Origin of the sequence: Aeromonas salmonicida subsp. salmonicida (assembly GCF_001643305.1) — a bacterium.
GTDB lineage: Bacteria > Pseudomonadota > Gammaproteobacteria > Enterobacterales > Aeromonadaceae > Aeromonas > Aeromonas salmonicida.
Window position 1 is genome coordinate 1 of record NZ_LSGW01000025.1, and the last position, 26411, is coordinate 26411.

The window sequence follows — 26411 nt, forward strand, 5'->3', positions numbered from 1 at the left end:
ATCTACTACCCCGGCATGGTAATCAACCACAAATAGACGAACCCCATCCAAAGCCGCGTAAACCCTTGTAGTCGTTGATATGGCAGCCTTGCCAGCAGATCACAGCCCTCCTTATGCCACCTCATTCCCCCGATATTTTTGCCCCAAAATTGCCCCAATCCGATAAATCTTGCCCCAAAATTGCCCCAGAAAAAACCAACATTCCACCTGCCGAACGAGCATAGAAAAGCCCGCTCAGTGGCGGGCTAATCCGAATCCAATCCGCGTCATGACGCAGCGGTTTCTTCGCGAAGTTTCTCAAGAATGCGCGCGATTCTTTTCTCCTCCTCCGGAGCCAGATCCAAGGTCCAAATAAACTCTTCAAGTTCGGTAAGTGATTCCATCCGCTAGTGCCCCCCCGTTCTCTCTCAGCCTCTCGACTGTGAAACACTGTACACATATACAGTACCCGCATAAATCTACCACTTTTTGCAGGATCTCGGGAGTCCTTTCTTTGTCCCCTATGCAACCCTTCCAGTTTGAATCAAAAAAATCCCGTGCTCTGTGACTCGCCATACAACCACTACACTCCATCGTTACTGGTGATTTGGCGGTGACTTCTCTGTGCGTTCTACTTCTTATTTTTAACCTACAATCTACATGCCCCTTATGTGTCATTACTGAGCATTTGCACCATAGGCGGCCCAAATTTAAGACAAACCATAAAGCCATGATCTAGAGCACGGGTTGGCGCCAAAACAGGAACACTCATGAAACGCTACTTGACCAGCTCTAGCCTTGCCTATGTCCATCGCACAAAGAAGAAGTTGCGGCGCTTGCTCGCTGAGCGAAAGCTGAAACACACCCACATCAGCAAATTGACAGAAATCCCGAGGTCCAGCATTTCACGCTGGCTTTCCCCACACCACGACGACTTCATGGGGCTTGCCGAGGCCGTCATGATCTCTTCAGTGCTTGGCGTGTCCGTTCAGGCCATCCTGGCTGATCCGGATTGGCACGTGTCTGACGATGAGCACATGGAGTTGATTAACCGGGCAGCAACACTGCCTAAGCCACATCTGGCGTCGATGCTGACTTGTTATGCGGAAATTGTTGGGGTGCAAGTTGGGTAGCAGCGTGGCGAATAGCAGCCAGAAGCAGATCAGCCTGGTGCAGTTCCTCCGGCGACATGTCGGAGCAGAGAAGCAGATGTTCGAGGGAGGAGATGTTGGCAAGAATAGTCATCGTGAAAACTCCATAACGCAAGTACCGCCGCTAGTGGATGCTCCACTTGCAGACAGTTGTTTAAAGGTTATGGTTCACGGCTGGCGCACAGGTGGCGCCATAATTAAGTAAATTAGGCACTGCTTACCATAACCGGAAAAGGCAATCTCCAGGTTATGGCTTTAAAAACCCACTCATCTGAGCGGGATCATTCGATTCCCGCGCACATTACTCCTCTCGGCTGGCATTAGTCAACAGTGTTATTGTCGGCCGCGTTCACTACCAGTTCGCGACTATCACATTTAGCCCCAACCCGAGCAGCACCAGGGCGAACATGAACGCCATGAACGTATCGAGGCTCGCTCGCGTTGACTGGCTAAAACCCCAGCAACCGATGGCAAACGGTATCAGCGCCAACATAAAGCTGAAACTGAACGCTTTCAGCGCCAGCACCATCATTACTATCGCAAACAGTATCCACATGGTCAGGTCCTCACTGGTCAAGGCCCCAGCTTACCCCCACATCCGAGGCTCAGCCAGGGCCGCTATTGAACTACTCCCAGTTCTGTATGTTTCGGTTAACGGCCTGATACACCAAGTCATTGCGGCGGGACAGCAACTCATCAATGCGCCGGCGCTTCTCTTCGGCCGTCATGATCTTGTCGCGCTGGATCAGCTCAATCTTATTGCGAACCACCCTGACCTGCTGCTGGGTGCGGCTCAGGCTACGGCGCGACTTCAAGATCCCTCCCTGCTCATCCAGCAGCTCATTGGCCTTGTCGGTAAGCCCTTCGCTACGGTACTGGTCAACGGTGCGCTTGAGCTGATTTACCTCGTTCAGCATCCGGTAAAACTCTTCCATGTGCTGGGTAGACTTGGCAGGTCCGGTGCCGCGATACACAGCCTTGACCAACGGGATCTCGTCGGCGCGCCAGCTGGCTGACTCGCCCGGGCTGGCAGCCCGGATCAGGCCGTCAGCGGCCGCCATCACATAGCTGCCTATCGTGCCAGTGTAGCCAATCACCAAGTGTTCAAGTTGCTTGGGTGAGAAGCCAGACAGCTCGCCCAGCTCACGCATCAGCAGGCTGGTTTGCTCGTTGTAACGGGCTTCCGCCTTCACAGCCAGATCCTGCGGACCATCAATGGGTCCACCCCGGAAGCTGTCATAGTTGAAAGCAGCCTCCACCATCGGCTTGACGATTTGCGGGGTCGGGTTGAGAGCGAAGGTGTCGCCAATGGCCCTGGCCACCGCCTTGCCGAACTGGGCGCCGGTATCCTTATCGCCCAGGGCTCGCACCATACGCTCAGGGATAGTGCCAAACATCACCCCGATCTCGAACGGCTTGGGGATCCGCCAGTGCTGATCGCCGACAAATAAATGCCAGTTGGCATCCTTGTCCCAATCAGGCAGCTCCTCATAGCGCTCGTCATCCCAGTTCATGGCCAGCAGCCCGAGCGACATAGCAGTGATCATGCCGGCGCGCTTAGCAATCTCGCGCGGGTTGTCACGCAGCTCACGGCTCAGCTTACCAAGGCCTTGAATGCGGGCATTGAAGAAGGGGAGCACCAGAGATGCCATCTGGATGGTACGGGCTGCCCCGAGCATGGAGAAGTCCATCAAGTCCTTCGATTCGAACGCCGCCTGGGCGTGACTCTTGCCGGCCTTGATGGCTGCCTCATAAACCGCTTCTCGGTTGCCGTTTTCAACTGCCTCACCGAGCCGGTTGTACTTCTCCCACACATTGGCCACCACGCCCTTGGCCTGGGCTGCGTTACGGATAAAGGACTTCTCATACTGGGTGATCTGCTCCGGCGTCATGCCCTTGCGCCGCAGCGACTTGCGCACCGTATCGGCCATGGCGGTGGGATCGTTGCCGTTGACATAGCCACCGAGGAAGCTGGCCCCACTGAACATCACGTCAATGGTGCTGCCTTCCATTCTCCAGGTCTTCCTTACCCCTTTGAGGGAATCGATCACCGGCTTGAAGCCGTCTTTACTGATCGCCCAGCTGGAGAGGGAGTCGCGCAAGAAGTTGCGCAGCATGAACTCAGGGGATGCGGTGACCCCCGCCGTCAGCAGGCGCTTGGCTTTGGCCGCCATGTTTACCATATCGCCAAACGGCTGCCGGTCGAAGAAGGTCATGGCGCGGTACAGATCAGGGTCCACCACCCGGATCATGTAGTCCTCGCCCTCCAGCTTGACGGTGATCAGGTCCTTGCCGTTCTTGAGTGCGCGCCAATCCATCATGTTGGGCTTGGCAACTATCTCAATGGCACCGGTATCGGCCAGATTCCAGACCGTCTTTTGCGCTGCCATGTTCTTCATGGAGGCGTCGATCAGCTTGCTGGTGCTGGTAAAGATGTTCTCGAGCAGGTCGTTGGTGTTGGCCTCGCCCCCCTTGAGCTTCTTGATCCCGGCGTTCTGGTTGGCAATACCCTTCGGCTTGAATGGCGCGATCACGTCACCATCGTCAGATTCCCGGAAGAATGGGATGTACCACTCACTTTCGAACTCGGCCCGCGCATCAGCGGTGAACAGCCCAGCCTCCTGTGCAAGATCCAGGGTGGCAGCATTCAGGCGGTTCCAGCGGGCTTTGGCCTCCATGAACTTGGCCTCTTTCCCCTTCCCGAGCCCTTTCAGGGCGGCAATGTCTTGTTCGCTCAGCAGGTTTTCGCGCCCTTGCTCCATCAGCAGTTCAGCCCGGTGGCCAGCCATCCAGCCGAGCCAGTTGTGCAAATCCTTGCCAAGGTCAGAGAAGATCCCCAGTAGCGCATCTTTCTCGCCGGTGCCGGCCTTGCGCTGGATCACTCCGTCTTTCCACTCCGGCAGACCATAAAGCATGGTGGCCTGCATGGTGGAGGCCGCCCCGGTCGCCATCCGTGCTGCGATGTAACCAGAGTCAGCCGCGTCGGTAATGCCTGCCGCTTGCTCTGCGTACTTGATGGGGGCCAGCGCATCGAGCACTTCGGTGTTGGCCTTCTTGATGAAGCTATCCACCCACGACTTCACCACGCCACGCTCCACCTTGCGCAGCTTGTCCAGGTTGGCCTTGGTGTTATCGATGATGTCTGGCTTGGGGCCAAGGTTCAGCTTCTTCATGGCATCATCTGCCTGGCTGCTGGTTTGGCTCATCTTGATGCCGCCCTTATTGGTTGACTGCTCCTCCTGGCTAAACTTCTTGCCACCATCAGGGCCACTATCATCAGGGCTGCCGCGCTTCATTTTCTTGCCCAGCCCCTCGATAAGGGTTCTCGTCTCGGCAGCAGTGATACCATCAGGCACAAAGCCAACTGCACGCAGCGCCTTGGTGACCCATGCCACCACCAGGTCCCAGCCGCGACCCCATGCGCCCTGTTCCAGTTCCGCAAGGTGGGCAACCACCTCCTCAGCCTGCACCCCGATATCCTCATCGGCATAGTGAGTATCAACCCAATCCCATACCGCCTTCATGCTGGGGTCTTTCTTCGACTTGATGAGCCGGCTGATCAGCTTGGTGTACTCGCCATCGCCAAGCACATTGGCCAAGCCATAGTGAGCCAGCACTTCATGGCGCAGGATCTCGCGCATCCGCTTGGGGTTGGCAATGGTGTCGGCGGCCACATGCAGGGTGCCGGTATCATCATCGAAGGCGGCACGGCGGATCAGGCCGTCTTTTGCTGCCAGCCCCAGCGCCGTCTCCAGCTCTACCTGGGTGGCATGGATCTGCACATCAATGCCGCTGGCTCCACGGTACTGCTTGAACCACTCCTTGGTGACCAGCTCCGCCTCTTTGCGGGTCAGCGCCTTGGCCGGCTTGTCACCCTGAGCCATGGCCTGCTTGGAGAATGAGACGGCTCGCTTTGCGTCGCCACCTTCGTCCTGCAGCGGTGGCGCCGATACGATGTTGCTGTTGCTCGCAGTTGGCTTGATTGGAGTTGTACTGGATGGGTTGCGAACACGCGCTATGGCCGTGCTGAGTGCGTCTTTCTTGGCTCCTTCAAGCCCCCATCGCGCATCATCCGGATTGTCGTCGTGGCTGATGCCAAGCTCGTCAGCCACCGCCATCACCTCATCATCCGACAGGGTGCCAATGTCCACGCCCGCCGCAGGCTGTTCGCCAACTGGCTTGGTGGTATCCCCCTCCTTAACCCAGCGCTTGAACTCTTCCACCGGCATCGCCTTGATGGCGCTCAACCCCTTCCACCCTTTCTCGTAGTTGGCAAGGTAGCCATCCCGGGCGGCGGGCTCGCTGGCAAAGCCCATCATCACCTTGTGCTCGTCAAACTTGCCTGTCTTGGGGTCTACCTGATCCACCACATAGACCGTTTCGCTATCCGGCCGGTCACCGATGAACACATCGACATGATCCCCATCCGCCCCCAGGGTGCGCTTGATGTAGCCGTAGTCATGGGCCATGGTAGATTGCCACGCCTTACCATCCTGATCGGTGCCGGAACGGGTGGACCCCTTGGGGTTCTCCAGCGCGATATCCAGCCCCTGCAGCGTAAGGTGTCCCTTCTTGTAGTTGCCCGCCTCCTTCTGTGCCTCTGTAGGCTCGGGAGCAACCTCGGCGCGGGCAGCTTCGATCTGCCGCACCGGCTCAGTGGCGGCTGGCGCCACCATGTCCCGCACCTTGGCGACAGAGGACTTGGCTACGACCACCCCACCCTTGCCCGGGATCGCCTTCACCCCGTTATCCTTGGCCCATTGCCTGATGATCTGGATCTCGCCTTTGAGCGTGATGGTGCCATCGGCATTGTTGATGGACTCAGCCCACGGCAGCGGGGCGGGATCGGCAGGCCCAGAAACATCAACCCCGGCATCAGTGGCCGGGGCTGTCAGTGTTTGGTCATTCTGCTGCTGTCCATCTGGTGCAGGTGCAGAAGCAAGGAGATCTGCCCGATCTCCGGTTCCAGCTCGGTCGGTGAATCCGGCAATGGCTGCTCCAGCGCTCTCTGCAACTGATTGGCCTGCTCCAGGCTGATCACCTTGTCGTTCACTGCTGATTGCAAGTACCTGGGGAGCCTGCTCATTGGAAACCTCTGTTTGTGGTTGGCTAACATCGGTTTGCACCGGTGCCGTAACTGTTTCTCCGATTACGCTTTGTGCTGGAAGATCAGAAGGTTGTCTCAAGTCGGCGACATTGATGTCGTCGAGTTGTTGAGCATTTGACTGCTCAAACTCTGCGATCTTGGCGATGCCAAAGCCGCCGCCATCGAGGGGGATGGGGGTTTCATCCTGGCGGCTGGCCAGGGCTGCCTCCTTCTCACTGGAGAAAGGTAAGCCACGGCGCGTCAGTCGCACGCTTTCAGGTAGTGGTACTGTGGCGGCGTTGCTCAACTCTGGCAGTGCCGGTGCCGGGCCACGCGGCACTGGCAGATCTGCGCCAACCTCACGCGCCTCTCCCTCATAGGTCGCACCAGGCAGCAGAGTGGCCTGCGGCCCAGGCAGGGCAGCCTCATCTTGCAACTCGCCACTGATGCGCTGGTCGGCAATGGCTGCCACATCACGGGCTGGATCAGAAGGTTGCCCACCCATATCAGGCTGTGGGCCACTGGGGGTGACTGACATGGCGGTAGCCGGATCCAGCAACTCACCCTCCAGCGGTACGATGGGTTTCCCCTGGAAGTCGTGACTACCACGAACAAAGCCCTGTCGCTGGTAAGCCGGCACATCACGAACCGGATCGAACTTGCCAGACCCTAATGGGTTGTTGGCACCGGCAAACATGTTGTCGATCTGGCTGCTGATGCTGGCCCCGCGCTCAGCCTGGCGCTGGTCTAGGCTGTGGATCATGTCATCCATCTGCTGATCACCGGTAACCACTCGGCGCTCAACTCGCACCACTGGCTTGGCCACATCGGGAGACTGTGGGCCATGTACGGCACCCACTACGCCGCCGAATGCGCCGCCAATCGTCCCCTCGTTCAGTGCAGCAGACAGCACGCCAGCCATGGGGTCGCGGCTCTCATCCGCCCACTCTTGCACTGCCTGGTTCACGGCTCGCTGCGTCTCGCCACCCTGCCAAGCCTCAGTGGCTCCTTCACCGGCAAAGCCGCGCACGGCAGCGCCAGCCCGGGTGCTTCCCACCTTGCCGAGCAAACCACCGACGCCACCACCGGCACCGGTCATCACCCCAGATAGAAAATCCGCTGTCAGCGCACGCGGGTCTGACCACGCATCGGTGGCCGCTCGCTCCGCTACGCTGTCGATCGCTGCTCGTCGAATATCGCCAATGTCAGCCCCCTGCATATCGCCATCAGCCAGCTCCCAATAGGCCTGCTGATAGATGGGGTTGGCGTTGAGCTCATCGTTGCCAAGCCCATTGAAGTAGCCGCGCGCCTCTTGCTCTGCTTGCTGAGCCCGCATACCAGATGCCATGGCGCCAGCGTGAGCACCATAGCCAATGGATGTCAGACGCCCAATGGCCTTATCCAGCACGGCCCGCTTTGCTGCCTCCCCTGGTGCCGCCAGATACGCCGCCCGAACCGAGTCGAGCGCACCAGCGCTGATGGCATCCTTCACCGTGGCTTTTGCCACCAGTTCTTTGGCTTGCCCCTCCACCAGATCCTTTGCCAACAGCTTGCCAGCGCCACGCAGGGCGGGCTTGGCGATAAGGCCGGCCCCCTTGGTGCCGCCAACCAGGCCGACAAACTGGCCCAGCACGGTAGAGAAGTTGCCCGCCCACGCGCGCGGATCTGCCCACGCATCGCCTGCCTCAATGGCGCCAGTCTCTGCATTTTCCTGAAAGAACTGCTTGCCCATGGCCTCACGCATGGGAGTAGACGCCTGATCCAGCTGCCCATCAGCCCAAGCACTGACGCCGCGCCCGGCATCCTTGATACCCTGCGAGCCAGTCAGCTGGCCAACCGTTTCAAGGTCGCCACCCAGGGTCTGCCCCATGCCACGCTGGAACATGTCAACAGTGTCGCCGATGATGCCCTGCTCATCGCCAGCGCTGTCGTCTGGCTGCTGTGGTAAATAGCGTGCCCTGGCGGCAGCAATGAAGTCATCCCGGGTTGGCTTAGCCATGTAGTCATTCTCCGCAGGCAATAAAAAAGCCGGCCCCTGTTAAGGGTCCGGCCATGATGGGGAAATTTTGTGCCACTACTGTCTAAATGGCAAGCTCGGCTCTGCTATCACAGTGAGCTTGGTGGCATTCTTGCGGTGTGCGTGGCATCAAGGATTTTTGGCACCAAATGGGGCATCATGTGGTCATGTTATAGTTCCATTAAATGATCTTCTATGAGGATTAAAACAGAGGGATTTGTTATATGAAGAAAGAGATTGCAGCTATCATTATGTCAGTGTTTATTTTTAGCTGTGCTAAGCATGAGAATGTTTCTATTGATGGTCGAGATACCAATAGATGGGAAATTGTTAAAGACTGGAATGGACAAAAGGGGTGGATTGGGGCGTCTTATCATGATGACTTGGTCCAAGTAACCTTTGAAGCATTAAATAATGAATCAGCTTTCACATTGCTAGAAATAAATGCAACAAGATGCAATGGAGATCTAATTGTTGATGGTGAGCAATACAAGGCAACATCAACAAAGAAACAGAAGAGTGGGTTTTCTCAGTGCTATACGCAGGTGTTTGGCGACGAATCTATTGAGATAGCAGTCAAAATGGCATCATCCAATATAGTTAATTTCAATGGGCACGATACTGATGTTAGAGGTTTTGAATCCATACTTAAAAAACACTTCATAAATGAAGGGGAACAGAAAGAAAACGCAGGTATCAGCACTGTCGGCCATGCGGATGGCTTTAAAAAAGCCCTTGATGAATTGGCAAAATCAGCAGATGTTAAGTAGTAACTTACAAGATAAAAATACAATCAGCTGAACAAATTAGCCCGCCACTCGGCGGGCTTTATTATTTGTACATCTGCTGGTAAGCGCTGGATGCCATGGCGTCAGGATTTTTATTGGCATTCAGTGCCTCCCTGCCAGACTGTATCAATGCCTTCTCGATAGAGCGGTCACCCTGCATACGAGGGATGATGCCTTGCGGTTTTGGTGGCTGGGTTGCAGGGGGGGCGACTGATTGTTGTGGTGCCTGGGTCGGCTCGGCCTGCTTCTGCGGCGCCAAGGAAAGCCAGTAATTGGCGTAGCCTCCACCCCCAAACTCCCCCAGCAGTTGCTGGGCGCCAGGGTCAGATGCCAAGGTGTAGCCCAATGTATCAATCTCGCCCAGAGCTACTGCGCGCTGTTCATCGGTAATCTTGTCGTTCCCCATCAGCTCCGCCTTGCGCTTGGACAGCTGATCCATGGTGCCCATGATGTTCTTGGCGTGAGTCTCGCGGGCGCGAACGCTGGCGTTGGCAGCCGCTGCTTGCGTTTCCAGTGCAAGTCGCCTCTCGAACATGGCCCAGTCATGATCCCGGTTCTTCTGGTTCTCGACAGCCATTGCCTTGAATCGGGTATTGTTCTCTTCACGGCTCGCGTCGATCTGCTTCTGTGTCAACTTGTCACGGGCGGCCAGCTCCGTTCCCATCTCGTCTTTACGCTGAGCGGCTTCACGCAGGCGCTGCTGCTCCGCAAACCCTACCTGCGCGTTATTGACGGTACCGGCACCAAAGCCCTTGGCTAATGCTGCGAGCAGGCTCATGCTGCACCCCCTTGCTGTTCGGCTTCATCCATTTTTTGCACGATAGCCTCCAGTATCTGACTGGCCTCAGCCAGGATCTGATCGTCAATCACGTCGTTCTCGGCGTCCATCTCCTTGAGTTTGTCCATGGCGCGAAACAGGGCGTCGATCTTGCTATCTGGATCGCCAATTTTGCCCGATGTAAGCATCTCACGGCAGCCGGCATACACCGCTTTGACGATCTGCTGAGCAGGAACGCCGCGACCGGCTTCCATGGCCTGCTTGAGGATGGTGAAAATGCCCCCTGCCACCGCATCGGCCACCCCCTGGATCTTGTCCTCGCCGGCCTGCAAGCGACCGGCAACGGCCTGCCCACCATCACCAAGCAGGGTGGCGCCCAGCATCTCCATCAAGCTGGCATGCATGGCGTCATCATTACCGCCCTGCTGCTGTGGTTGTTGTGGTTGCTGGCCCTGCATACTTTGAATCAATCCCATTACTCACCATCCCATGCATACTGAGCCCGGATACCGGGGGTTACATCAAATCGGCTGGGGTTGAAATTAAAGTCGCCAGCCATGCTCTTATCGAGGTCATTGTTGTTTGGCAGCGAGTAGCGGGGCGGGGCTGATGCGGTATCGCCATTGCTGCCGCCATTGCTGCGATTTGCACCGGCTTGATTGAAGTTGTTACCGGCCTGTACGTTGAGGTCGTTGAGCGAAGCACCAAAGCCTGATGCTGGCTGAGTCAAGCCGCTCGCTACACCAGAAAGCAGTTGGCCGGCACCCGGCACCACGCCAGACAAAAATCCCAAGGCGGTTTTCAGGGTCGAGTCTAATCCCCCTTCTGACCCCAGCGCCTGCCCTCGCTGCCCCGTTAACCGTTCACTATCAAAATCACCGCGCGCAGCATCTCGGCCGATGCCTGAGAAGTAAGAGTCGGTATTTCCGATATCCCCGACCAGCCCCGCAACCGCCTTGCCGGCCCCTCCCAGCAGTGCGCCGCCAAAAATATTGGCGCCAGCCTGTTTGTTATATGCCCCTGATACGTCGGCAATATTGGTCTTGTCGCGGGCGGTTAGGGTGCCGCTCTGCGCCTTGCGCTGGAGGTTGCCGATCACCCCATTCACGTTGTCAGTTTTGATGGTTTCGTTGAAATTGGTAGACGGCCCCATACCAAGAGCGCCCTTGACCTTTCCACCAAGAGAACCATCGTGCATGCCATACATCGACGGGCCGCCGATCGAGCTGATGTTGTGGTTTGGAGGAGTAGAGGCTGCCTTGTAGTTGTCCAGGGTCTTGCTGACGGACGAAATGCGACTGGCAACGCTGCTGTTGTCATTTTTACCGTTGCCACTGGTGGCTTGCTGCCCCTTGTTGTTGGCGCCAATGGAGTTATTGAACGAGCCCTTGCTCATGCCGTAACTAGATGCGCCACCAATTGAACTCGGGCCGCTTTTACTGTTTCCGCTGCTTTTGCTGTCGTTCTTACCGCTGCCCTTGCTGCTGCCGCCACCGCCTTTTGAAGAGGACCCACTGTTAGCGCCACCTTTATTGGCACCACCATTATGATTTCCGCCACCACCCGGGGCGCCACCGCTTTCTTTGGACATCCTTAACCCCCCTGCTTCTTGATGTTGGCAAGAAGCCCGCTGGTAAGAGCCCCCCCCGTAGACATACCATCACCGGCAAGCCCTGGCGTTGATACCTGGTACTCGACCGGCGTCAGATTGGCCGGCAGACCATTCTCCTGCCGTAATTGATCCTCCCTGCCCCATATGTCTTTCTGCATATTGCGCTGGTTCTTCTGAGCCTCTCGGTTCTCAAGGTATGAGCCGCCAGCGACCAGGGCTGAACCAAGTAGCGTTGCCGCACCCGGATTGCTCTGCATCCAAGATCCCGCACTGGAAAGGCCACCAAGCACCGCATCGACCGCCTGATCGGCCATGTCGATCGCACTTGATACCATGCCGCCAAAATCAAACATGTGACCCCCTTACTTTACGTTCACGCCGGGCAATGATGCGGACGGGAACTTAGTCCAATCCGGTTTGATGGTGCTGATGTTGGAGTACATCTGCTGGTACATATTCAGTGTCGAGTTGAGTTCGGTCTTCATGTTGTTGACCAGCTTCTCTTTGTCTGTAGCCTTCATCGTGTTGTCAGCCATGACAGCTGCATAGCGGTCGTTATAGGAGCTGACTGCCTTATCGACCGTGCTCATGTACATGCCGTGGGTGTTGGCCACTACCTGCTGGGCCAGCTGATCCAGGCTGGCCTTGTTTTGGTTATCCAACTCTTTCAGGCGCTGTTGGCCCTCTGCGTCCAGCATCCCCAGGCTGTTTTTGTGCAACAGCTGATCCCGCTCCTTCTGGTACTCACTCTGCGCCCCAAGCTCTTTCAGGCGCTGCTGGCCTTCGGCATCTAGCATTCCGAGACTGTTCTTATGCAGCAGCTGATCGCGCTCAGTTTGATATTGGTTCTGAACACCCAACTCTTTCAGGCGCTGTTGGCCCTCTGCATCCAGCATTCCCAGGCTGTTTTTGTGCAACAGCTGATCGCGCTCTTTTTGCAGTTGCGCGTTGATATTGGCCATTCCCTTTTCATGGCCAAACTGGTTCCCCTGCATAGTCAGCTGATGACCGCGATCAATTCGGTTCTCGTCACTCTTCCATGCCTGCCCCGCGTTCTGGCTGGCAATAGGTAACGCAGCATCAACGATCGCCCGTTGCGACGCCTCGGCACCGATTGAGCTGTTGGAGAGCCCGCGGCCCGCTGCGTACTGCTCGCCTTTGGCCTTGGCCATGCGCATCAGCAAGCCATCCTGGCTGATCGTTTTATTAACCTGGTCGTTCACGTCTTTGGCATCAAAAGGCGTGGTCGTCGCTGTGATGGCTACCATATTCCCCCCAATAAAAAAGCCGCCAGATGGCGGCTTACTCAAGTCTCTGCATTCACCAGGTGAACGCGTGCACAGCACCAACATCGGTTAGCGTGGATACGGCCTGCTCAGCGGCATTGCTGGCCTGCCGGATCTGTTCGCGCAGAGCCAACACATTGGCTACCGTCTCGAAACCTGCCTCGCCAAGCTGCTCACGCTCCTGAGCCCTTTGCAGGCGCCAGTCCAAGGCGGTGATACGGCGCTCCGCCTCGGCTTTTATGGCTAACACCTTGTCATTTATTTCGAGATCAATATCGTTAAATCCGACGCTAGCGCGATTAGCACCAGGACCATCAACAATAAACATGTTCATGTCATTTTACCCTGTAGTAAATTCCGCTTATATATCTTGGATTTCCTACAACCCGCCCCAGCTTACTCCTGTGAACAATACTGGATGGTTTCGTAAGTCCTGCAATAAGGTAGTCACCAGAAATACATGCAGCATGAGCAGCGCCACCAAAGGTGATTGACACTAGGGCGGAGGGGTGATTTGCCATCAACACTGATGAGGAGGATAAAACACCAAGCAATCCATCTTGATAGAACCCTCGCGGGAAATTAGGTGTGGCCGTATATGAAGACGGCATAATGCCAATTTTAATCCATTGCGTTGCATCCAACGTTTCAAAGATACCCGCATTGGTGAATGCGTAAATTCGATCAGCAGCAGAAATAACCAAGTGAACAAGCAGTGACGCCCCTTGGTAGAGGGTTGCAACGAACCATGACTCACCGTTGTTAGATACGCTTGGGCCAACAACCGAACTTTGAGTCGTCGATAAAAAGAACAATCCATTTGCAAAGCAAATGCTGGTTTTTGCCGCTGCAGGAGCTGTCAACTTTATCGCGAATGAAACACCATCCGAACTTGTCCAGCATTCATTCGTTGAGTAACTTGATGGGGCGATATACACCCCATTCCCATACGCGATACCACAAACTGCACCTGTAACTCCGGTGCAGTACTCCCAAGTATCCCCGTTAGACGTGCGTCGCAGGCTGCCACTGTTACTTGCATAGATAAGTCCATTGCACTCAAAAACGGCAGAAGCTGAAACGCCAGAGGCAATCAAACAAGTAAGGCCGCGATCTTTTGATACGTAAACCCCGCCACTGCTTGCCGCAAAAACAACCAGCGCCCCAATGCTGGCCGTGGAGACGACGTTCACCGAGGACGGTAGTACGCCATTTTCTGTGGCAATCACGCCAGGGCCAAGTTGCGTCAAATAATCAGGGATACCTACATAACCTTCCTGCGGTATTAAAACCCCAGAGCGTAACCATTCAGTGTTTTCTTGGACAATCATCGGCTTGGTTGATGGCAATTGTGCTGACATACCAACAGCCGGCGTAACCCCGCCGATCACGGCTCCTGAAATGCCACTAATCAGAGGTGATAAAACATCACTGACAAGCGAGTTGCCACGATTAACCTCTGCCAAAATAACTGGGTCGAATTCACTCATGTTCAGTCTCCACAGATTCCGCGCTTTCGAGTTGTCCGTTATTGTTATACAGATAGGTGGTCGTGGTTTTTCTGCCGAGATAAATCGACACCGATGAAAGCAATCTCCCAGAGGGGTCATATGTGAACGAGGATGACTTTGGGCCCGCTGGATATAGCGTTATCATGCTCGTCAGCCTGCCGTCCACATCGTAGGTAAACGATGAGCTGACATACTGATCAGCGGTGTCTGACCCATGCAAGAGATTAAGTACTAAGTCGCCGTCGGCATTTGGCTTTTGCCCGTTCAGCGACCTCATCGCCCCCACATCACCAGGGGTCAGATCAACGTCGCCAGATAAAGGCTTGCCATTTACCTTTGTAGCCTTCGTCACTCGCGCCTGCATGTCTGTGTTGACACGCTCAAACCCCGTCTGAACTGCGCCAAAGTCAGCCTCTACAGCCTGGCCGTCTGCCAGCTCTCCTGGCACATATTCATTTAACCGATCGTAATAGGGATTAGCCACGCCTTGCCCTCCTAGCGAAATAATCCAGAGTCACGCCAGTAATGGTGAAGTTTGGATCTGATGAACTTGCGCCCCCCATCAATATCGAGATAGACGCCGAGGTGCCAGAGAGGTCAATTGGTGCATTGGTGTACCCGTAACTACCGCTCCAGTAAAACTGGTTCCACTGAGTCTGATTCCAGATGGCAACCTGATCCCACGCAGCAGAAGGGTCCTCTGACACAATTGAGTGAACCTTCTGGCTTGTAAAGTGAGCGTCAATCATGTGGTCTATTGACCACTTAACCTGGATTGGCGCCTGATTAGGGGATGTTTGCTCCACAAGCGCGGTAAGCCAGGTTTTTTTCACCCCCGGCGAACCTGAGTGAGCGAATGGCAAGCGGATCCGCCATGAAATCGCGGCACCATCAAAAGACCGAGATTCCTTATCGATAGTGAACACCATCCCCTCACTACCACTTAAACAGAAAAATAGTTGCTCCCCCTGCTCCGTGTAACGCCAGACCCCTGCCACTGCAGATGGATATTGAAACGTGGTGGCCATCGGTGACCCATCAGCCAAAATGGTGACAGCAAGATGCGTCAGCCCTCGGCTGAATAGTCGGTATTGGTTTAGCTCTGCGATCTGCGTGGAAAAAGCCCAATCCATCCCGTCAATCATCGCTTTGAAGTGGTGATCAGGATCGAGCTGGTTAAGTGCGAAATCGCCAAATTCCTGAACCCGATCCAGCCTGACCAAGCCTCGGTCTGACAGACCCACCGGGAGAAACAGCGACTGACCAGTACCAGCCGCGATACCAACCGACTCAGAAAGAGCTCTCTGCTCCCAGTCCTTCGAGCCAGAGCCATAAAGGCCAAAGACCCGCCGAGCCGATGCAATCACCAGCACGCCACCAGTCGTCGGCAGCATCGCTGTGATCTCATCACCAATAGAGAATGACTCTGCCCCCAGCAGGGCGCTCCAGGTGTGCGGGTTGCCTGGCGCGCTATGCTGGTACTGCCCGCCCTCATACCCGAGGAACAGATGACCTGAGTGGATGGCGATCTCCAGTGGCTTGTCTTTTGTTGCATCTGGCTGGGCGTGGAGCGGGACAAGCCACCCGTCCTCCCGCAACTCAAAGGCCCTCTGCACACCTGATGCCACATAGGCGGCCCGCTGCCCAGTACCACCAAAGAAATTGTGTACAGTGGCCTGATAGCGCCCGCCCGCCTTAATGGTTATCGCATCAACCTTGGCAACCGTGCACGTGGCATCACCAAGCCCAGTAAGTACATTACCAACAGCCGGCGCATCACCTGGAGCTGCGACGACGACCCCGCTCTTGCCATCAGCCGCCAACTGGGCAACACACCTGAACACTTTGTTGTCACCGGTTCGAGTGAGGGTGACATCCCCGTTCGAGATGTTGGCCACATTGGTGACCGTCAGCACCCAACCAAATGAGGTTATCTGCTGCCAACCCGCTTCGGAAGCCATGAACAAGCCGCCAGTGTTAACGTCAATGTCCCGAACGGCAAACACCGCATTGCGCACAGCAATAACTCCGCGCACAGGCCCTACCCCCGGCACCGGGCCTATTTGCGAACGGCGCCAATCTGCGGCAATGGCTTGGTTTGCAATGTTCTCGGCCTTGGTTTTGCTGTATTCGCGGCCATCCTGCTGCGCGACATAGCCGACACCGGCTATATCCAAAATCGTTCCCGCGGTAATGCTGCCTTCAATAATGACGGCATTAATGAAATGACCCGATCGGGACAAGTACGCCCCACTACCTCCCGCCCAGGTGATTGCGGTGAATACTGGATGAGCAGCGTCAGGGGCATCACCCACATCAATTGAGGTGAACTTTCGGTTCCGGCTTGGTGAAGGGCGCCCGTCAAATCGGTCATAGCCAAGCGTTCTGGCGTAACCGCCACTTGCCAATGCATCGACGTTCACCGCTGCCAGCGCAAACCCGGGAGCCTTCGCCAGCGGCGTGGTTGATAGATCAATGCCCCCTTTCAGCGGAATGAATGTGCTATTTCGAGTTGGCATTTTCACCATGAGGCCCCGCTAACCAGCGACAGTGGCGGCACGTACCGCTTCACCAGTAACCCGTAATAGACATTCCACTCGCGCTCACCGATGGCGATCAGCTCAGTGGCGGCCTGTCGATACCCGCTCTGAGCGACTGCATACCAGACGATAGCCATATGATAGGGAGGCTCAATGTGCGGCACGTCCGACTCCGCCGCCATCGTTTGGGTCGGTATTGGTGTTTCACCACGCAACCACTCCCAATCATTACGCAGCAGCTGGATCTTCTCCCAGCTTTCACGGATCGTGTCTGCTGCGGCCAGGGTGCGAGGATTGCCATCAGCAAGGTTTTTCGGTGGGCCGCCGAGGTCGTGCACCTCTGCGGCATACCGCCTGCATAGCTCGAGGAAGGTCATGATTAGCCGACCAGGCTGACCGGGTAGGACTGCACAGTGCGAGGAATGAGGGAGCCGTCGTCGTGCTGCTCGTAGCGCATCTCGGTGGCCTGCATCAGCACCTGGTAAACGGGCTCCGGCACCTCGGCCACGGTTTCACGCTTGATGATGTAGGCGACGCCATTGACGGAGGCGTACACATCATCATTGCCGCGACTTTGGGGATCGCGGGAAATACGAATCTTGACGCGCTTGGCTTCGTTGATTTCGCGCTGTTCGATGGTGGGGGCTCCGGTAATCGCTTCTGCGCTCGGGGCGGTGCTTGCGTCACGGTTGACGCCGTTCGCCTGCTCCTGCTCAACGATCTCGGCAACCAGCTTGTCACGGCTGGTATTGGCAGCCTTGTCGATGCCGAAGTTATCGGACAGGTATTTGCGCAAATCGGCAGGCGATGCGTTATTGAGGTCGATCAATTCCATGGTGCTTTTCTCCAGAAAAAGAAAAGGCCCGCACTGGGCGGGCCTTTTATGGGCGGCGTATTAGAGGGCGGTAACCGCTACCTCGATGCGGGTCATCCACAGCTCGTTCAGGCGAACTGCGGCAAACCAGCTTTTCCAGGAGGCAGAACCACGCTGACCGAGCGGGTCACCACCACGCGGGGTGTTGGGGTTCAGGATCATCGGCACGATGGAGCCCGGGCCGCCGTTGCCCTTGAGCGGGACGATGCCAAAGCTGTTCTGGCTCAGCACCACCATGGGGTACACGTCGGCACTGGTGCCGCCAGTGGATACCATGGCGCCCTTGGCGCCGCCTGCATCCGGCAGAGAGGTCAGCACCGGGGAGAGCACGAAGCGGAACTCTTCCACAGATCCGATCTCTTCCGGGCACAGCGGCTGACGGGTGCCGTACTCGGCAACCGACTTGAAGCCAGCCAGGCCGCGAATGTCAGAGTCGCAGTCGGTGTGCGCAACCACTACGAAGGCGGCCTCGACCGGCTTGGTGCCAACGCTGACTGATGCAGCCAGGATCTTGGTGATCTTCTTGGCGCGCTGCTTCTTGAGCGAACGAGAGGCCAAGCGCAACTTGTTGAGGCTGATCGCGGTGTTCACGCCGTTGCGGGCGGTGCCGTTGGCGTAAATTACGCTGGTGCCACCAGAGATAACGCCCCAGGTCAGCACTTCGAAGGTTTCAGCTGCCTGCTCGCCCAGCAGCATTTGCACATCCTGCAGCACCGGGTCTTCGTGGGTGTCTGCGATCACGTCGGTGATCTCGGTCCACGCACCGTATTGCGCCATGCCGACAGTCACATCCTGGTAGGCCATCTTCTGGCTGGACGGGGTAACACCCTCAGCCAGCGGAGTGGTGGCCGCAGCGAACGGCACAGGGCGGCGGAACTTGACGGTTTGACCCTTGTTCTTGGGCTGCGGCTTGGGGTCGCCAAACTTTTGCAGCACCAGGATCGGCTCGGCGTGCTCGAGCATCTTCACTTCGGCGATGATGCCGACACGCGGGGAGATATCCCCGTAGGTAGTAGTAGCCATGACTTATCTCTCCTGAATCAGTATTTGCGCTGCGCCAGCCGCTTATCCGCATCGGCTGCGGCACGACTGAACGCAGAGGCTTCATCCCCTGTATCCACCGTGGCGCGGCCCTGGCTGCCGCCTAGCGGAGCCATATCTGCCAATTTGCGCTGGCGCTGCGCGTTGCGTTGGGCTTGAGCTGCTTGAGCTTGGAGTTGGGTGGACTTGTAGAGGGTCAGCACCACATCGGCGTCTGCTGCGCTGTCAGAGTTGGCGATGCTCTGCACGGAGGCTGGCTGCTGAGTGATCCAGGCTTGAAACTCCTGACTCACAACAACCGTTTCAGCATCGGGGTGCCGACGCATCAACTCGTCAGTCTCGATGGCGATCAGCTCTTCGTGCTGGCGCACCTGTGCCTGCTCACGCAGTTGGGCAACCGGCTCCTTTACTTGTGAGATTTCGCTGCGCAGTCCATCGCGCAGAGCATCAGCAACGCCTTGCATATGGTCAGCAATGTCGGGGTAATCCTCGCGCATCGCTGCAATGCGGCTTTCCAGGGCGTCGAGCTGGCGGGTGGCATCCTTACCATCCCCCTTCTTGTCTGCCTGCTGGATGCTGTTGATCTGCTCATTGAACTGGCGCTCTTTCTCGGCAAGTTGCCGCTGTGTAGCGGCATAGCGACCATTGGCGGAGCGAGCGGCCTGAGCCTCCCGATCCCGGTCAGCTAACAGCGATTGCAGATAGGCGCGCTGCTCGGGTGATGCATCAGAAAACAGGTCATCTTCGGATGCGGCTTGCTGCTCAGCAGCAGAGGCGGCTTCCTGTTGATGCTGTTCATCGTCGCCAGTGGTGGCGCCGGTCTGGTTGTCTCCGTGCTGCTCGTCGTTTTGCGGCTCGCTGGTTGCGGGCTCACCACGCAAACGCGCGTCAGCGGCACCAGCAGCCTGTGCGAACACGTCCAGTTCGCGGCCATCGGCGGCGTCCTGGTGGGCTTCTGTTGCGGCTTGGTCGTTCAGGTGATCCATGTAAAATCTCCAAAAAAAAGCCCGCACAAGGCGGGCTACAGTGGCTTGCCGGAATTACTCGGCTGGCGTGAAATCTTTGATAAGGCTGTCGAGCAAACGGATCTGGGCTCGGGTGGCCTGGGTCTGCTCGTGTTCCATGTCCTGCTCCAGGTCAGAGCGCAGCTGCTTGAGCTGGTCCTGCAGGTGGAGCAAGACGGCATTGGTGTCCTGGCTACGGGTGAGCATGGCGTTATCAGCTCGCCACGGATGGGTTATCAGGGCGCGGCGTGCCGCTCAGGTCGGCCAGCGCGTCGGCGTCGGTCAGGACTACAACATTCTGCGCGTCGTGCAGCTGCTGCTTCAGCAGGTAGCCTTCCAGCATCCACACCTTGTTGATGGCGTTCTCGCGGGCGATCTTGCGGCCCAACTCGGCGCTGAAGTTCTCCGGGCTGGCGCAGGCGCTTTCGCCGGTAACAGTGAAGCCGTTCTGCAGGGTGAGCACGCAGAAGGTCAGCAGTGACAGTGAGTCGTGAAACGGGTCGCCGGAAGCTGTAGCGCCATCAGCGGCGGTGAAGTATGTCTCAGCAGCGATCACCTCTTCGATGCGCTGCGGGGTGACGCGCGGCGCAGTCAGCCCCTTGGCTTGAATCTCTTGCTCGATTTGCTGATCGCTCATTGCAACTCTCCAAATTGATAGTCAGGGTCATGCTTCACGTCGTCGTGGACATAAACCCTGTCGCCAGAAGCCAGCCCAATAACCACGCCATCTTCCTGCTCTGGCTCAATATCACGCTGACAAAATGGGCAGTATTTGGCTTCACTCATACCCATCCCCAATAAAAAAGCCCGGCACATGGCCGGGCATAATATGCGCACCCCAGAAACAAAAAACCCCGCACAAGGCGGGGCAAATGAGAATCTGGCAGTCTTAGAGCTATTTTGTGCCACCTGCTGGAAAAGTCAACTACTCCTACTCCAACCCGTAATTCCCGGTCGGCGGCAGGATCTGCTTCATCTTGACCTCGGCCATGAACTTCTGGGTGTCGTGAGCCTGCGCCTTATCCAGCTTCTCCAGTTCGATCATCAGTCGCTCCTGGCTCATCTGCTTGTTCTGGGCCAGCTTCATCAGCTCGATGCGCTCACGTCGCTGGCTGTCTTCATGCTGCAGCTGCATGGTGGCCAACTTGTATTGGCTGGAGAACTCAAGTTCCATCTGCTTGAGTGACGCCTGCATCTGCGCCATCTGCAGGGCGCCAGCACTCTTCATCTGGGCGAGCTGAGTCTCATGCTCAAACTTGGCCTGAGCCAGCTGCTGCTCCATCTGCAACTTGACCAGCTGCGGATCCTGCTGCCCAGCCTCTTGCTGCTGCTTGATGGCTGCGTCGTACTCTTCCTGGCTGCGCAACACCTTGGCATTGTCGATGTGCATGGACTGGAACAGGGTCTTCATCGCCTCATACGGCTTGAACATCGGCGCAAAGGTCGGGTTCTGGGTGTACTTGTCCAGGATCTGGGTCAGCTGGGCGGTCTGGATCTCCTTGACCAGCAGCGCACTGGTGCCTCTGGCCTGCACCTCGAAATCTCCCTTGATGGCTGCGTCCTCACCGAACTGCATGTTCCAGTTGTAGAAACGCCGGATCATTGGCTTGGTGATGTTGTCGTCATACTCCTTCACCTGCTGACGGCGCACGGCATTGGCGGCGTTCATCAGCATGCTCATGCCGCCCAAGGTCGGCGTCACCTGCCCCTGCTCACCCTGGCTTATCATCGGCACCCCGGCCTCGCGATCGAGCAGGGAGAGCGCCAGCTGCAGGATGTTGGCCATGTCACTCTGCCGGCTGTCGAAGTGGAACACCCCGAAAGCCTTTTGCACCTCTGCATACTGCTGGTTGGAGTCCATTTCCCACACTTTGAATGGCGTAGCCTCCCAATTTCCATCCACTGGGGAGATCAGGCGCTTGTTCACCACTACCTGTGGCCCCACCGTCTTGGCAGCGTTGTCCAGCATGGCCCGCCAGGCGCTGTTGATGATCCGCTGAGGGTGGCGCATCAGGTACGGCATGGACAGGCCGAAGATGCTCCCCTCATCCGGTTCGCAGACATAGACGGAGTAAGGCCACTCCATGGTATCCATCGGGTTGATGGTCACTTTCAGGATCACGTCACCGGAGAAAATGGCAACGCCATCAAACTCGCGCCCCTCCATCTCGGTGATGTCCACCCCAGCAACCAGCAGCACCTCAACTGGGATCGGGCCGTGATATGTCCAGACCTCAAACCTAGAGTCTTGGTTGGTTGGGTTGAGCCCGCACAGGTAACGGATCTGGTCAACGAACTCGGCGTAGCGGGTGCGGGTCGAAGACGGGTCTTGCGCCAGCAGCTTTTCTACCTGCTCCGGGATGAAACCCATAGATTCCATATTGAGCAGCCGGCGCAGCTCCTTCTTGGTCATGTACTCCCGCTCGTAGACGAACTCGCAATCGTCCCAACGGGTGGCCCCCATATCCGGCACGAAGTCCCATGGCAATACGCAGCGAGCCCCTGGCTTGAGGTCTTTCACAATCTCAACAGACCACGAACCATCCTGGCCGGGTAGCCACGCCTGCTTGATGGCGCTCTCTACAATGGGGCCCTTGATGATACCGGTACCTATCTTGGCGGCATAATGCAGCATTCTCCGCGATTCGGCGTTGTAATCGCAGGCGATCAGCTGGTCATCAATCGTCTTTTCCATTGCTGTTGCAGCGGCCTGGGCAGCGGCCAGTACCTCTGCAGCCTGCTGTGCCTCGGTCGTTGGCTGTTGCTGACCATCCATACCCTGCTGCACACCTTTGGCCAACATGGAGAGCTTCGGATCCGGCGATGGCGCGATCCCGTAGTTCTTGTCATCGACAGGGAACAGCATATCCCCCATCTGAGCAGCCCATGCGTCGGTCTTCTCGCGGGTGATGTTGACGAAGGCCTGCGACTTCTTGGCCTTCTCCAGCTCCTTGATAAAGTCAGGCTCGTACTCCCCGCGGTACTGGCGCAGGTCGTCAAGCCAACGCTGTTCGACAAGGCTGCGCTGCTGCAGCTGATGCTCAATATCGCGAAAGCGGCTGGCACCAAACAGATCAAGGGGCGAGAGCTGTTCCACCATCTCGGAGGACAGTGTGATTTCAGTCGGGTTTTGCATGGTGTCAGTATCCTGTTACAGAGTCGGCGGCGCGCTGATCCGCCCTGGTGGCATTGCTATCGATGGTTTTTTTGCGGTCACGTTCCGGCATGACACCGAGGCACAGGTACTGTGTGGCGTCTGCTGGGTGGGAATACTGGTTCTTGTCTGGCTGGTCGGTGAACTTGGTGGCGCCTGACACGTTGAGTTGCTTGTACTGGTAGCCAGTCTCGAAGGCCTTGATGATGACGCGGCAGTGCGGGCTGATGATGAGCGCCGGCTGCCCCTTACCGACAAGACGAGAGAGCCACCACCTGACCCCCTCAAGACGCGCCATCAGGTTGTTGGTGTGCGCAGGCTCTGCATTCATCCCCTTATTGCCAAGCACTTCGAAGCAGGTTGTTTCATCTGCCTGACTGCGGCCTACACCTGCTGGGTCGCCCCAGATAGTGAACTCCATGTTGGCGTAGCGGCTGGTCAGTAGCGGAGACAGCTGCTCATCAATGAAGCGTTCGATCCCCATGCCGGTGGCCACCACCTCATCCAAGATGCGCAACTGGCCGAAGGCGGTTACCTGGCCGATGATGGCGGCTGGGGTCAGGCCGAAGTCCATCCCGATGATGATGGGCAGCGACTTGATGGGGCCCAGCTTGTCCTTGGCGACATGCAGATCCCGGTTGAAGTGGTCGATGAAGACCGGCTTGCCGGTGGCCACAGTGGCGAAGCGGTTGCAGATGCGCGACCGAACCCAGTTGAGCGTCTTGCCGCCGAGCTGATCGAACCAAGCATCAAAGCCCTTCTTGTTGTTCTTCACGTTCTCAGCTTTGGGGTTGGCGACGAACCGGCGCCCCAGGTAGTCACGGAAATAGCCGGCATCAATCAGTGCCTGCAGGTCTGGCGACATCGGCGCACCGGGTGATACTTCGACCAAGGCTCCGGGTTGCTCGTAGAAACTCCAACCGACCGGCTTGAGCGGGTTTCCGTCATCGTCCTGGCCATGCTCAAACTCATGCCACCAGTGGTCCTCATCCGGTGAGTTGGTATCCATGATGAGCCCGCACCACGTCGGGCCGCCGTCCTTGCCGGATGGGTAGCGAGCCTGCACCGCCCGGGATGCCGCCTCGTTCACAATGTTCAGGTCGAGGAACTGAGCCTCGTTTATCCAGACGCCAGTCATCTCAAGTGACAGCATCTTGCGAATGTCCTTGGGCCGGTCCATCGACAGGAAGAAGAACTCCGCCTCGATGATGGTTTGGCCGTCCGGGTGCGGGATGCGCATAAAGCCCACGATCGGGGCGTCGAACTTGATGGGGCACACCTCTTCCGGGATCCAGTCCTGAAAGGTCTTGATGACCGTGGCCTTGAGTTCGCCGTAAGTGTTCCGGATGCACACCCAGCGCGTCTTGCGCACGCCGTCAGCGTTGGGCTCCTGGTTGATGGACACATCCAGCATGAACATGACGCAGCCAACCGACTTTCCTGAGCCCACCGGCCCCCGCACGGCGGCGATCATGGGCCGATCCCGATGGATTGCTTCGAATGTCGGGCTCGGGGAATAGGTGATGGTTCTAACCTCCATCGCCATCACCTTGATTCATAAAGCCCAGGTTCCACATAACCTGGACGCCGCTGCTCTTGCCCTTGCGCAGGATCTCGTACTCGACCTTGGCCTTGGCGGTGAGCGCCCGGTCTTTCTCCATCAGCACGGTCTTGTGCTTGGTGCTCTCGACGATATAGGGGATCTCGACGATGGTTTTCTCGAGCTGCATGATGCGACCAAGCACGCTATCCATGGCGCTCGTCGTTCTGGTGTAGAGCTTGTAGAGGTCCATGCGCTGCTCTATGTCCAGCTCACCCTCTGGCAATTCCAAATCCTTGGCGATGCGCCCCAGGGTAATAACGCCGTTCCGGAAGCCGCAACGCATGGCAAGCAGCTCGTCGGACAGGTTGGCTCGCACCGCGTCCTCAATCACATCATCGGGAAAGAACTTGGCATACACGCCGTGCCGCTGGGCAGGCTGGGCCACTTTGCTGGTGCGAGGCTTGGGAGTTTTCTTGCGATGGTCGCGGTCTGGGTTGAGCGCGTCATTCACCGTGCCAGCAGTGCGACGCGGCGGTCGCTTCGCTGGCGGCTTCTTGTCTGATTTCTCGGTCATGGTTATCTGGTACAGCGCTCCAGTGCGTCGATGTAATCGAGCAGGCGAGCCGTGGACTCACCAGAAAGAGAAACCCCGCCGTTATGGGCGGGGTTTCATGGTTGAAGTGCGCAGGGAGTTATAGGCTCGCTCACAGGCTAATCCTGATGCTCGAGCTCTGTCATACGCCGCTGCCAGCTCACCCGCTCTTTCATCAGCCCGGCTGAGCAGGTCGGCGAGCACCATTGCAGGCTGTCCGGTTGCCGGGCTTCCTTGGGCAGTGCTGGGATTACTGGCGCACTGACTTGCTCTGGCTGCCAAGCGGCGGGCTTGCTCGCGCAACCGACCAGACTCAACGCCAGCAGCAGCTGCATCAGCTTGCGCTTGGGCGATTTGTTCTTGTGCATGATCTCTCACCTCATCGATTTCAGCCTGCCGGCGATTCTCTTCTTCCCGGGCTTCCTGCTCAGCCTTGGTTCTGGCGGTGGCGAGCCTGGCGGACTCTTCATTCCACTTCGCCTGCCAGGTCTTGCGCTCCCCTTCTTCCCCATCGGAATGGCCTGACTGGTAGAGTGCCACCCCGGCACCGGCCAATGCTGCTATCACCAGGGCGCCGGCCAGGAACGGCAACACTCTGCTTTGCGGGATCGCCACCATCACTCCCCCTTGCACTTGGCATTGAGGCGCAGTCGGTCTTTCCACAGCCCGGGGCATATCCGATTCCCCGGAGCAGAACAGTCCTGTTTGCCCGAGCGTTTGAACAGCAGGATTGCCTCACACGCCCCGGGATAATCGCCAACGTTCAGGCGCTTCACGATGGTGGAACGGCAGAAGGCCCCGGGGCCGATGTTGTGGGAGAGTTCGACATAGGCATCGAACTCATACTGATGGAGGGGGGCCTGGATACAGGCCTTGAGGGAATTCTCGAACACCCGCACCTCCCGCAAGCTCCGGTTCACCGCTGCAACGGGGGTGATGGTGTCACCCATCCGGACCCCCTCGGTGCTCCCGAACCCAATTGTGGGAAGTTTGGTGCCGTGTACCGGGTCTGGGTAAGCAACCGGTTCAAACCCTTCCCGATTCAGGATCCCCACAAAACCTGCCGCACTCAACGTAAGAGCCGCGATTGCAATGCGAACCTTGCTCACTGTGCACCCCCATGCTGACAGCGCGGCTTGATGATATTCGACCAGACAAACCAACCCATCTGAATCGCAATCCACAGCAAGGTGGCAGCAAGCACCCAGTCATTGAGCGAGTAACCAGCCAGGGTCATCCCCGACACAACCACTGGCGGCGCAGACTTTGCCACCCCAGCCGCAGCAGCTGCCGTGACCAACTCTTCCTCTTTCCCCATGCCCCGCCCCAGAAACGAAAAAGCCCGCACGAAGGCGGGCCAGATACGAAAAAGCCGGGCTCAATAAGAGTCCGGCTATGATGGGTAGATTTTGTGCCACACGTCAGCAAATAGCAAGCAATCGCAGATATTGGCTG

General features: G+C 57.2%; 26 protein-coding genes. 2 read left to right on the top strand and 24 right to left on the bottom strand.

Features of this window, described 5'->3' with window-relative positions; translation table 11 throughout:
• The first annotated feature begins 749 nt into the window (after window positions 1–749).
• Entirely contained in the window at window positions 750–1112 is a 363-nt protein-coding gene (locus AXW79_RS01815; RefSeq protein WP_043144181.1) for a helix-turn-helix domain-containing protein, read from the top strand.
• Between the two features lie 370 nt (window positions 1113–1482).
• Here AXW79_RS01815 and AXW79_RS01820 read toward each other — a convergent pair whose 3' ends face one another.
• Together AXW79_RS01820 and AXW79_RS23535 are read right to left on the bottom strand one after the other, a co-directional pair.
• Window positions 1483–1686, bottom strand: coding sequence for a hypothetical protein (locus AXW79_RS01820; RefSeq protein ID WP_043150764.1), 204 nt, complete (start codon window positions 1684–1686; stop codon window positions 1483–1485).
• Window positions 1687–1756: 70 nt separating this feature from the next.
• Window positions 1757–8215: an LPD38 domain-containing protein gene (locus AXW79_RS23535; RefSeq protein ID WP_073531741.1), complete on the bottom strand. Its 6459-nt coding sequence runs from the start codon at window positions 8213–8215 to the stop codon at window positions 1757–1759.
• Between the two features lie 242 nt (window positions 8216–8457).
• On the opposite strand from AXW79_RS23535, the gene AXW79_RS01830 reads away from it, so the two are divergent.
• Window positions 8458–9003: a hypothetical protein gene (locus AXW79_RS01830; RefSeq protein WP_005310288.1), complete on the top strand. Its 546-nt coding sequence runs from the start codon at window positions 8458–8460 to the stop codon at window positions 9001–9003.
• Window positions 9004–9064: 61 nt separating this feature from the next.
• Here the strand turns inward: AXW79_RS01830 and AXW79_RS01835 are convergent, their stop codons facing one another.
• The 22 genes from AXW79_RS01835 to AXW79_RS01925 form a co-directional block, all read right to left on the bottom strand.
• Window positions 9065–9799: a hypothetical protein gene (locus AXW79_RS01835; protein WP_005310286.1), complete on the bottom strand. Its 735-nt coding sequence runs from the start codon at window positions 9797–9799 to the stop codon at window positions 9065–9067.
• Window positions 9796–10275, bottom strand: a complete 480-nt coding sequence (locus AXW79_RS01840) for a hypothetical protein (RefSeq protein WP_129712375.1) — start codon at window positions 10273–10275, stop codon at window positions 9796–9798. The genes AXW79_RS01835 and AXW79_RS01840 overlap by 4 nt, the downstream gene beginning before the upstream one ends.
• On the bottom strand, window positions 10275–11390 hold the full coding sequence (locus AXW79_RS01845) for a hypothetical protein (protein ID WP_139242515.1): 1116 nt from the start codon (window positions 11388–11390) through the stop codon (window positions 10275–10277). The genes AXW79_RS01840 and AXW79_RS01845 overlap by 1 nt, the downstream gene beginning before the upstream one ends.
• Window positions 11391–11392: 2 nt before the next feature.
• On the bottom strand, window positions 11393–11764 hold the full coding sequence (locus AXW79_RS01850; RefSeq protein ID WP_005310281.1) for a hypothetical protein: 372 nt from the start codon (window positions 11762–11764) through the stop codon (window positions 11393–11395).
• A 9-nt stretch (window positions 11765–11773) separates the two neighbouring features.
• Window positions 11774–12679 (bottom strand): hypothetical protein, encoded by a 906-nt coding sequence (locus AXW79_RS01855; protein WP_005310278.1) that lies wholly within the window; start codon window positions 12677–12679, stop codon window positions 11774–11776.
• 52 nt (window positions 12680–12731) lie between these two features.
• Window positions 12732–13031, bottom strand: a complete 300-nt coding sequence (locus tag AXW79_RS01860; RefSeq protein ID WP_005310276.1) for a hypothetical protein — start codon at window positions 13029–13031, stop codon at window positions 12732–12734.
• Window position 13032: 1 nt separating this feature from the next.
• Window positions 13033–14187 (bottom strand): hypothetical protein, encoded by a 1155-nt coding sequence (locus AXW79_RS22670; protein WP_138984544.1) that lies wholly within the window; start codon window positions 14185–14187, stop codon window positions 13033–13035.
• Window positions 14180–14692, bottom strand: coding sequence for a hypothetical protein (locus tag AXW79_RS01865; RefSeq protein WP_043150760.1), 513 nt, complete (start codon window positions 14690–14692; stop codon window positions 14180–14182). The genes AXW79_RS22670 and AXW79_RS01865 overlap by 8 nt, the downstream gene beginning before the upstream one ends.
• Complete coding sequence (locus tag AXW79_RS01870; protein ID WP_155395610.1) at window positions 14685–16733, bottom strand: hypothetical protein; 2049 nt, start codon at window positions 16731–16733, stop codon at window positions 14685–14687. The genes AXW79_RS01865 and AXW79_RS01870 overlap by 8 nt, the downstream gene beginning before the upstream one ends.
• Window positions 16730–17125, bottom strand: a complete 396-nt coding sequence (locus AXW79_RS01875) for a hypothetical protein (protein ID WP_043150753.1) — start codon at window positions 17123–17125, stop codon at window positions 16730–16732. The genes AXW79_RS01870 and AXW79_RS01875 overlap by 4 nt, the downstream gene beginning before the upstream one ends.
• Before the next feature lie 2 nt (window positions 17126–17127).
• Window positions 17128–17583: a hypothetical protein gene (locus AXW79_RS01880; RefSeq protein WP_005310268.1), complete on the bottom strand. Its 456-nt coding sequence runs from the start codon at window positions 17581–17583 to the stop codon at window positions 17128–17130.
• A 60-nt stretch (window positions 17584–17643) separates the two neighbouring features.
• Entirely contained in the window at window positions 17644–18645 is a 1002-nt protein-coding gene (locus AXW79_RS01885) for a N4-gp56 family major capsid protein (RefSeq protein ID WP_043150749.1), read from the bottom strand.
• A 17-nt stretch (window positions 18646–18662) separates the two neighbouring features.
• Entirely contained in the window at window positions 18663–19649 is a 987-nt protein-coding gene (locus AXW79_RS01890; protein WP_043150748.1) for a hypothetical protein, read from the bottom strand.
• Window positions 19650–19703: 54 nt separating this feature from the next.
• Window positions 19704–19874 (bottom strand): hypothetical protein, encoded by a 171-nt coding sequence (locus tag AXW79_RS22675; protein ID WP_155395608.1) that lies wholly within the window; start codon window positions 19872–19874, stop codon window positions 19704–19706.
• 7 nt (window positions 19875–19881) lie between these two features.
• Window positions 19882–20304, bottom strand: coding sequence for a Gp49 family protein (locus AXW79_RS01895; protein ID WP_043150746.1), 423 nt, complete (start codon window positions 20302–20304; stop codon window positions 19882–19884).
• Window positions 20301–20453 (bottom strand): hypothetical protein, encoded by a 153-nt coding sequence (locus AXW79_RS22680; protein ID WP_155395606.1) that lies wholly within the window; start codon window positions 20451–20453, stop codon window positions 20301–20303. Before AXW79_RS22680 ends, AXW79_RS01895 begins: the two co-directional genes overlap by 4 nt.
• A gap of 145 nt (window positions 20454–20598) precedes the next feature.
• Window positions 20599–22803 (bottom strand): portal protein, encoded by a 2205-nt coding sequence (locus AXW79_RS01900; RefSeq protein WP_052446561.1) that lies wholly within the window; start codon window positions 22801–22803, stop codon window positions 20599–20601.
• A 4-nt stretch (window positions 22804–22807) separates the two neighbouring features.
• Window positions 22808–24361 carry a hypothetical protein gene (locus AXW79_RS01905; RefSeq protein ID WP_043150744.1) on the bottom strand — a complete coding sequence of 518 codons (1554 nt, stop codon included), beginning with the start codon at window positions 24359–24361 and terminating at the stop codon, window positions 22808–22810.
• Window positions 24351–24875 carry a hypothetical protein gene (locus AXW79_RS01910; RefSeq protein ID WP_139242518.1) on the bottom strand — a complete coding sequence of 175 codons (525 nt, stop codon included), beginning with the start codon at window positions 24873–24875 and terminating at the stop codon, window positions 24351–24353. The genes AXW79_RS01905 and AXW79_RS01910 overlap by 11 nt, the downstream gene beginning before the upstream one ends.
• A gap of 144 nt (window positions 24876–25019) precedes the next feature.
• Window positions 25020–25631 carry a DUF2514 domain-containing protein gene (locus tag AXW79_RS21990; RefSeq protein WP_338151550.1) on the bottom strand — a complete coding sequence of 204 codons (612 nt, stop codon included), beginning with the start codon at window positions 25629–25631 and terminating at the stop codon, window positions 25020–25022.
• Entirely contained in the window at window positions 25574–26065 is a 492-nt protein-coding gene (locus AXW79_RS01920; RefSeq protein ID WP_005310248.1) for a lysozyme, read from the bottom strand. The genes AXW79_RS21990 and AXW79_RS01920 overlap by 58 nt, the downstream gene beginning before the upstream one ends.
• Window positions 26062–26274 carry a hypothetical protein gene (locus tag AXW79_RS01925; RefSeq protein WP_005310246.1) on the bottom strand — a complete coding sequence of 71 codons (213 nt, stop codon included), beginning with the start codon at window positions 26272–26274 and terminating at the stop codon, window positions 26062–26064. Before AXW79_RS01925 ends, AXW79_RS01920 begins: the two co-directional genes overlap by 4 nt.
• Between the last annotated feature and the right edge of the window lie 137 nt (window positions 26275–26411).

What these genes read in the sequence shown, in the direction of transcription:
- AXW79_RS22680 (WP_155395606.1), bottom strand. Translation starts at nt 20,453, where the DNA reads ATGAGTGAAGCCAAATACTGCCCATTTTGTCAGCGTGATATTGAGCCA.
- AXW79_RS01815 (WP_043144181.1), top strand. Translation starts at nt 750, where the DNA reads ATGAAACGCTACTTGACCAGCTCTAGCCTTGCCTATGTCCATCGCACA.
- AXW79_RS23535 (WP_073531741.1), bottom strand. Translation starts at nt 8,215, where the DNA reads ATGGCTAAGCCAACCCGGGATGACTTCATTGCTGCCGCCAGGGCACGC.
- AXW79_RS01855 (WP_005310278.1), bottom strand. Translation starts at nt 12,679, where the DNA reads ATGGTAGCCATCACAGCGACGACCACGCCTTTTGATGCCAAAGACGTG.
- AXW79_RS01895 (WP_043150746.1), bottom strand. Translation starts at nt 20,304, where the DNA reads ATGAGCGATCAGCAAATCGAGCAAGAGATTCAAGCCAAGGGGCTGACT.
- AXW79_RS01845 (WP_139242515.1), bottom strand. Translation starts at nt 11,390, where the DNA reads ATGTCCAAAGAAAGCGGTGGCGCCCCGGGTGGTGGCGGAAATCATAAT.
- AXW79_RS22670 (WP_138984544.1), bottom strand. Translation starts at nt 14,187, where the DNA reads ATGAGTGAATTCGACCCAGTTATTTTGGCAGAGGTTAATCGTGGCAAC.
- AXW79_RS01890 (WP_043150748.1), bottom strand. Translation starts at nt 19,649, where the DNA reads ATGGATCACCTGAACGACCAAGCCGCAACAGAAGCCCACCAGGACGCC.
- AXW79_RS01860 (WP_005310276.1), bottom strand. Translation starts at nt 13,031, where the DNA reads ATGAACATGTTTATTGTTGATGGTCCTGGTGCTAATCGCGCTAGCGTC.
- AXW79_RS01830 (WP_005310288.1), top strand. Translation starts at nt 8,458, where the DNA reads ATGAAGAAAGAGATTGCAGCTATCATTATGTCAGTGTTTATTTTTAGC.
- AXW79_RS01820 (WP_043150764.1), bottom strand. Translation starts at nt 1,686, where the DNA reads ATGTGGATACTGTTTGCGATAGTAATGATGGTGCTGGCGCTGAAAGCG.
- AXW79_RS01905 (WP_043150744.1), bottom strand. Translation starts at nt 24,361, where the DNA reads ATGGAGGTTAGAACCATCACCTATTCCCCGAGCCCGACATTCGAAGCA.
- AXW79_RS01885 (WP_043150749.1), bottom strand. Translation starts at nt 18,645, where the DNA reads ATGGCTACTACTACCTACGGGGATATCTCCCCGCGTGTCGGCATCATC.
- AXW79_RS01925 (WP_005310246.1), bottom strand. Translation starts at nt 26,274, where the DNA reads ATGGGGAAAGAGGAAGAGTTGGTCACGGCAGCTGCTGCGGCTGGGGTG.
- AXW79_RS01850 (WP_005310281.1), bottom strand. Translation starts at nt 11,764, where the DNA reads ATGTTTGATTTTGGCGGCATGGTATCAAGTGCGATCGACATGGCCGAT.
- AXW79_RS22675 (WP_155395608.1), bottom strand. Translation starts at nt 19,874, where the DNA reads ATGCTCACCCGTAGCCAGGACACCAATGCCGTCTTGCTCCACCTGCAG.
- AXW79_RS01835 (WP_005310286.1), bottom strand. Translation starts at nt 9,799, where the DNA reads ATGAGCCTGCTCGCAGCATTAGCCAAGGGCTTTGGTGCCGGTACCGTC.
- AXW79_RS01840 (WP_129712375.1), bottom strand. Translation starts at nt 10,275, where the DNA reads ATGGGATTGATTCAAAGTATGCAGGGCCAGCAACCACAACAACCACAG.
- AXW79_RS01875 (WP_043150753.1), bottom strand. Translation starts at nt 17,125, where the DNA reads ATGACCTTCCTCGAGCTATGCAGGCGGTATGCCGCAGAGGTGCACGAC.
- AXW79_RS21990 (WP_338151550.1), bottom strand. Translation starts at nt 25,631, where the DNA reads ATGCCCCGGGCTGTGGAAAGACCGACTGCGCCTCAATGCCAAGTGCAA.
- AXW79_RS01880 (WP_005310268.1), bottom strand. Translation starts at nt 17,583, where the DNA reads ATGGAATTGATCGACCTCAATAACGCATCGCCTGCCGATTTGCGCAAA.
- AXW79_RS01900 (WP_052446561.1), bottom strand. Translation starts at nt 22,803, where the DNA reads ATGCAAAACCCGACTGAAATCACACTGTCCTCCGAGATGGTGGAACAG.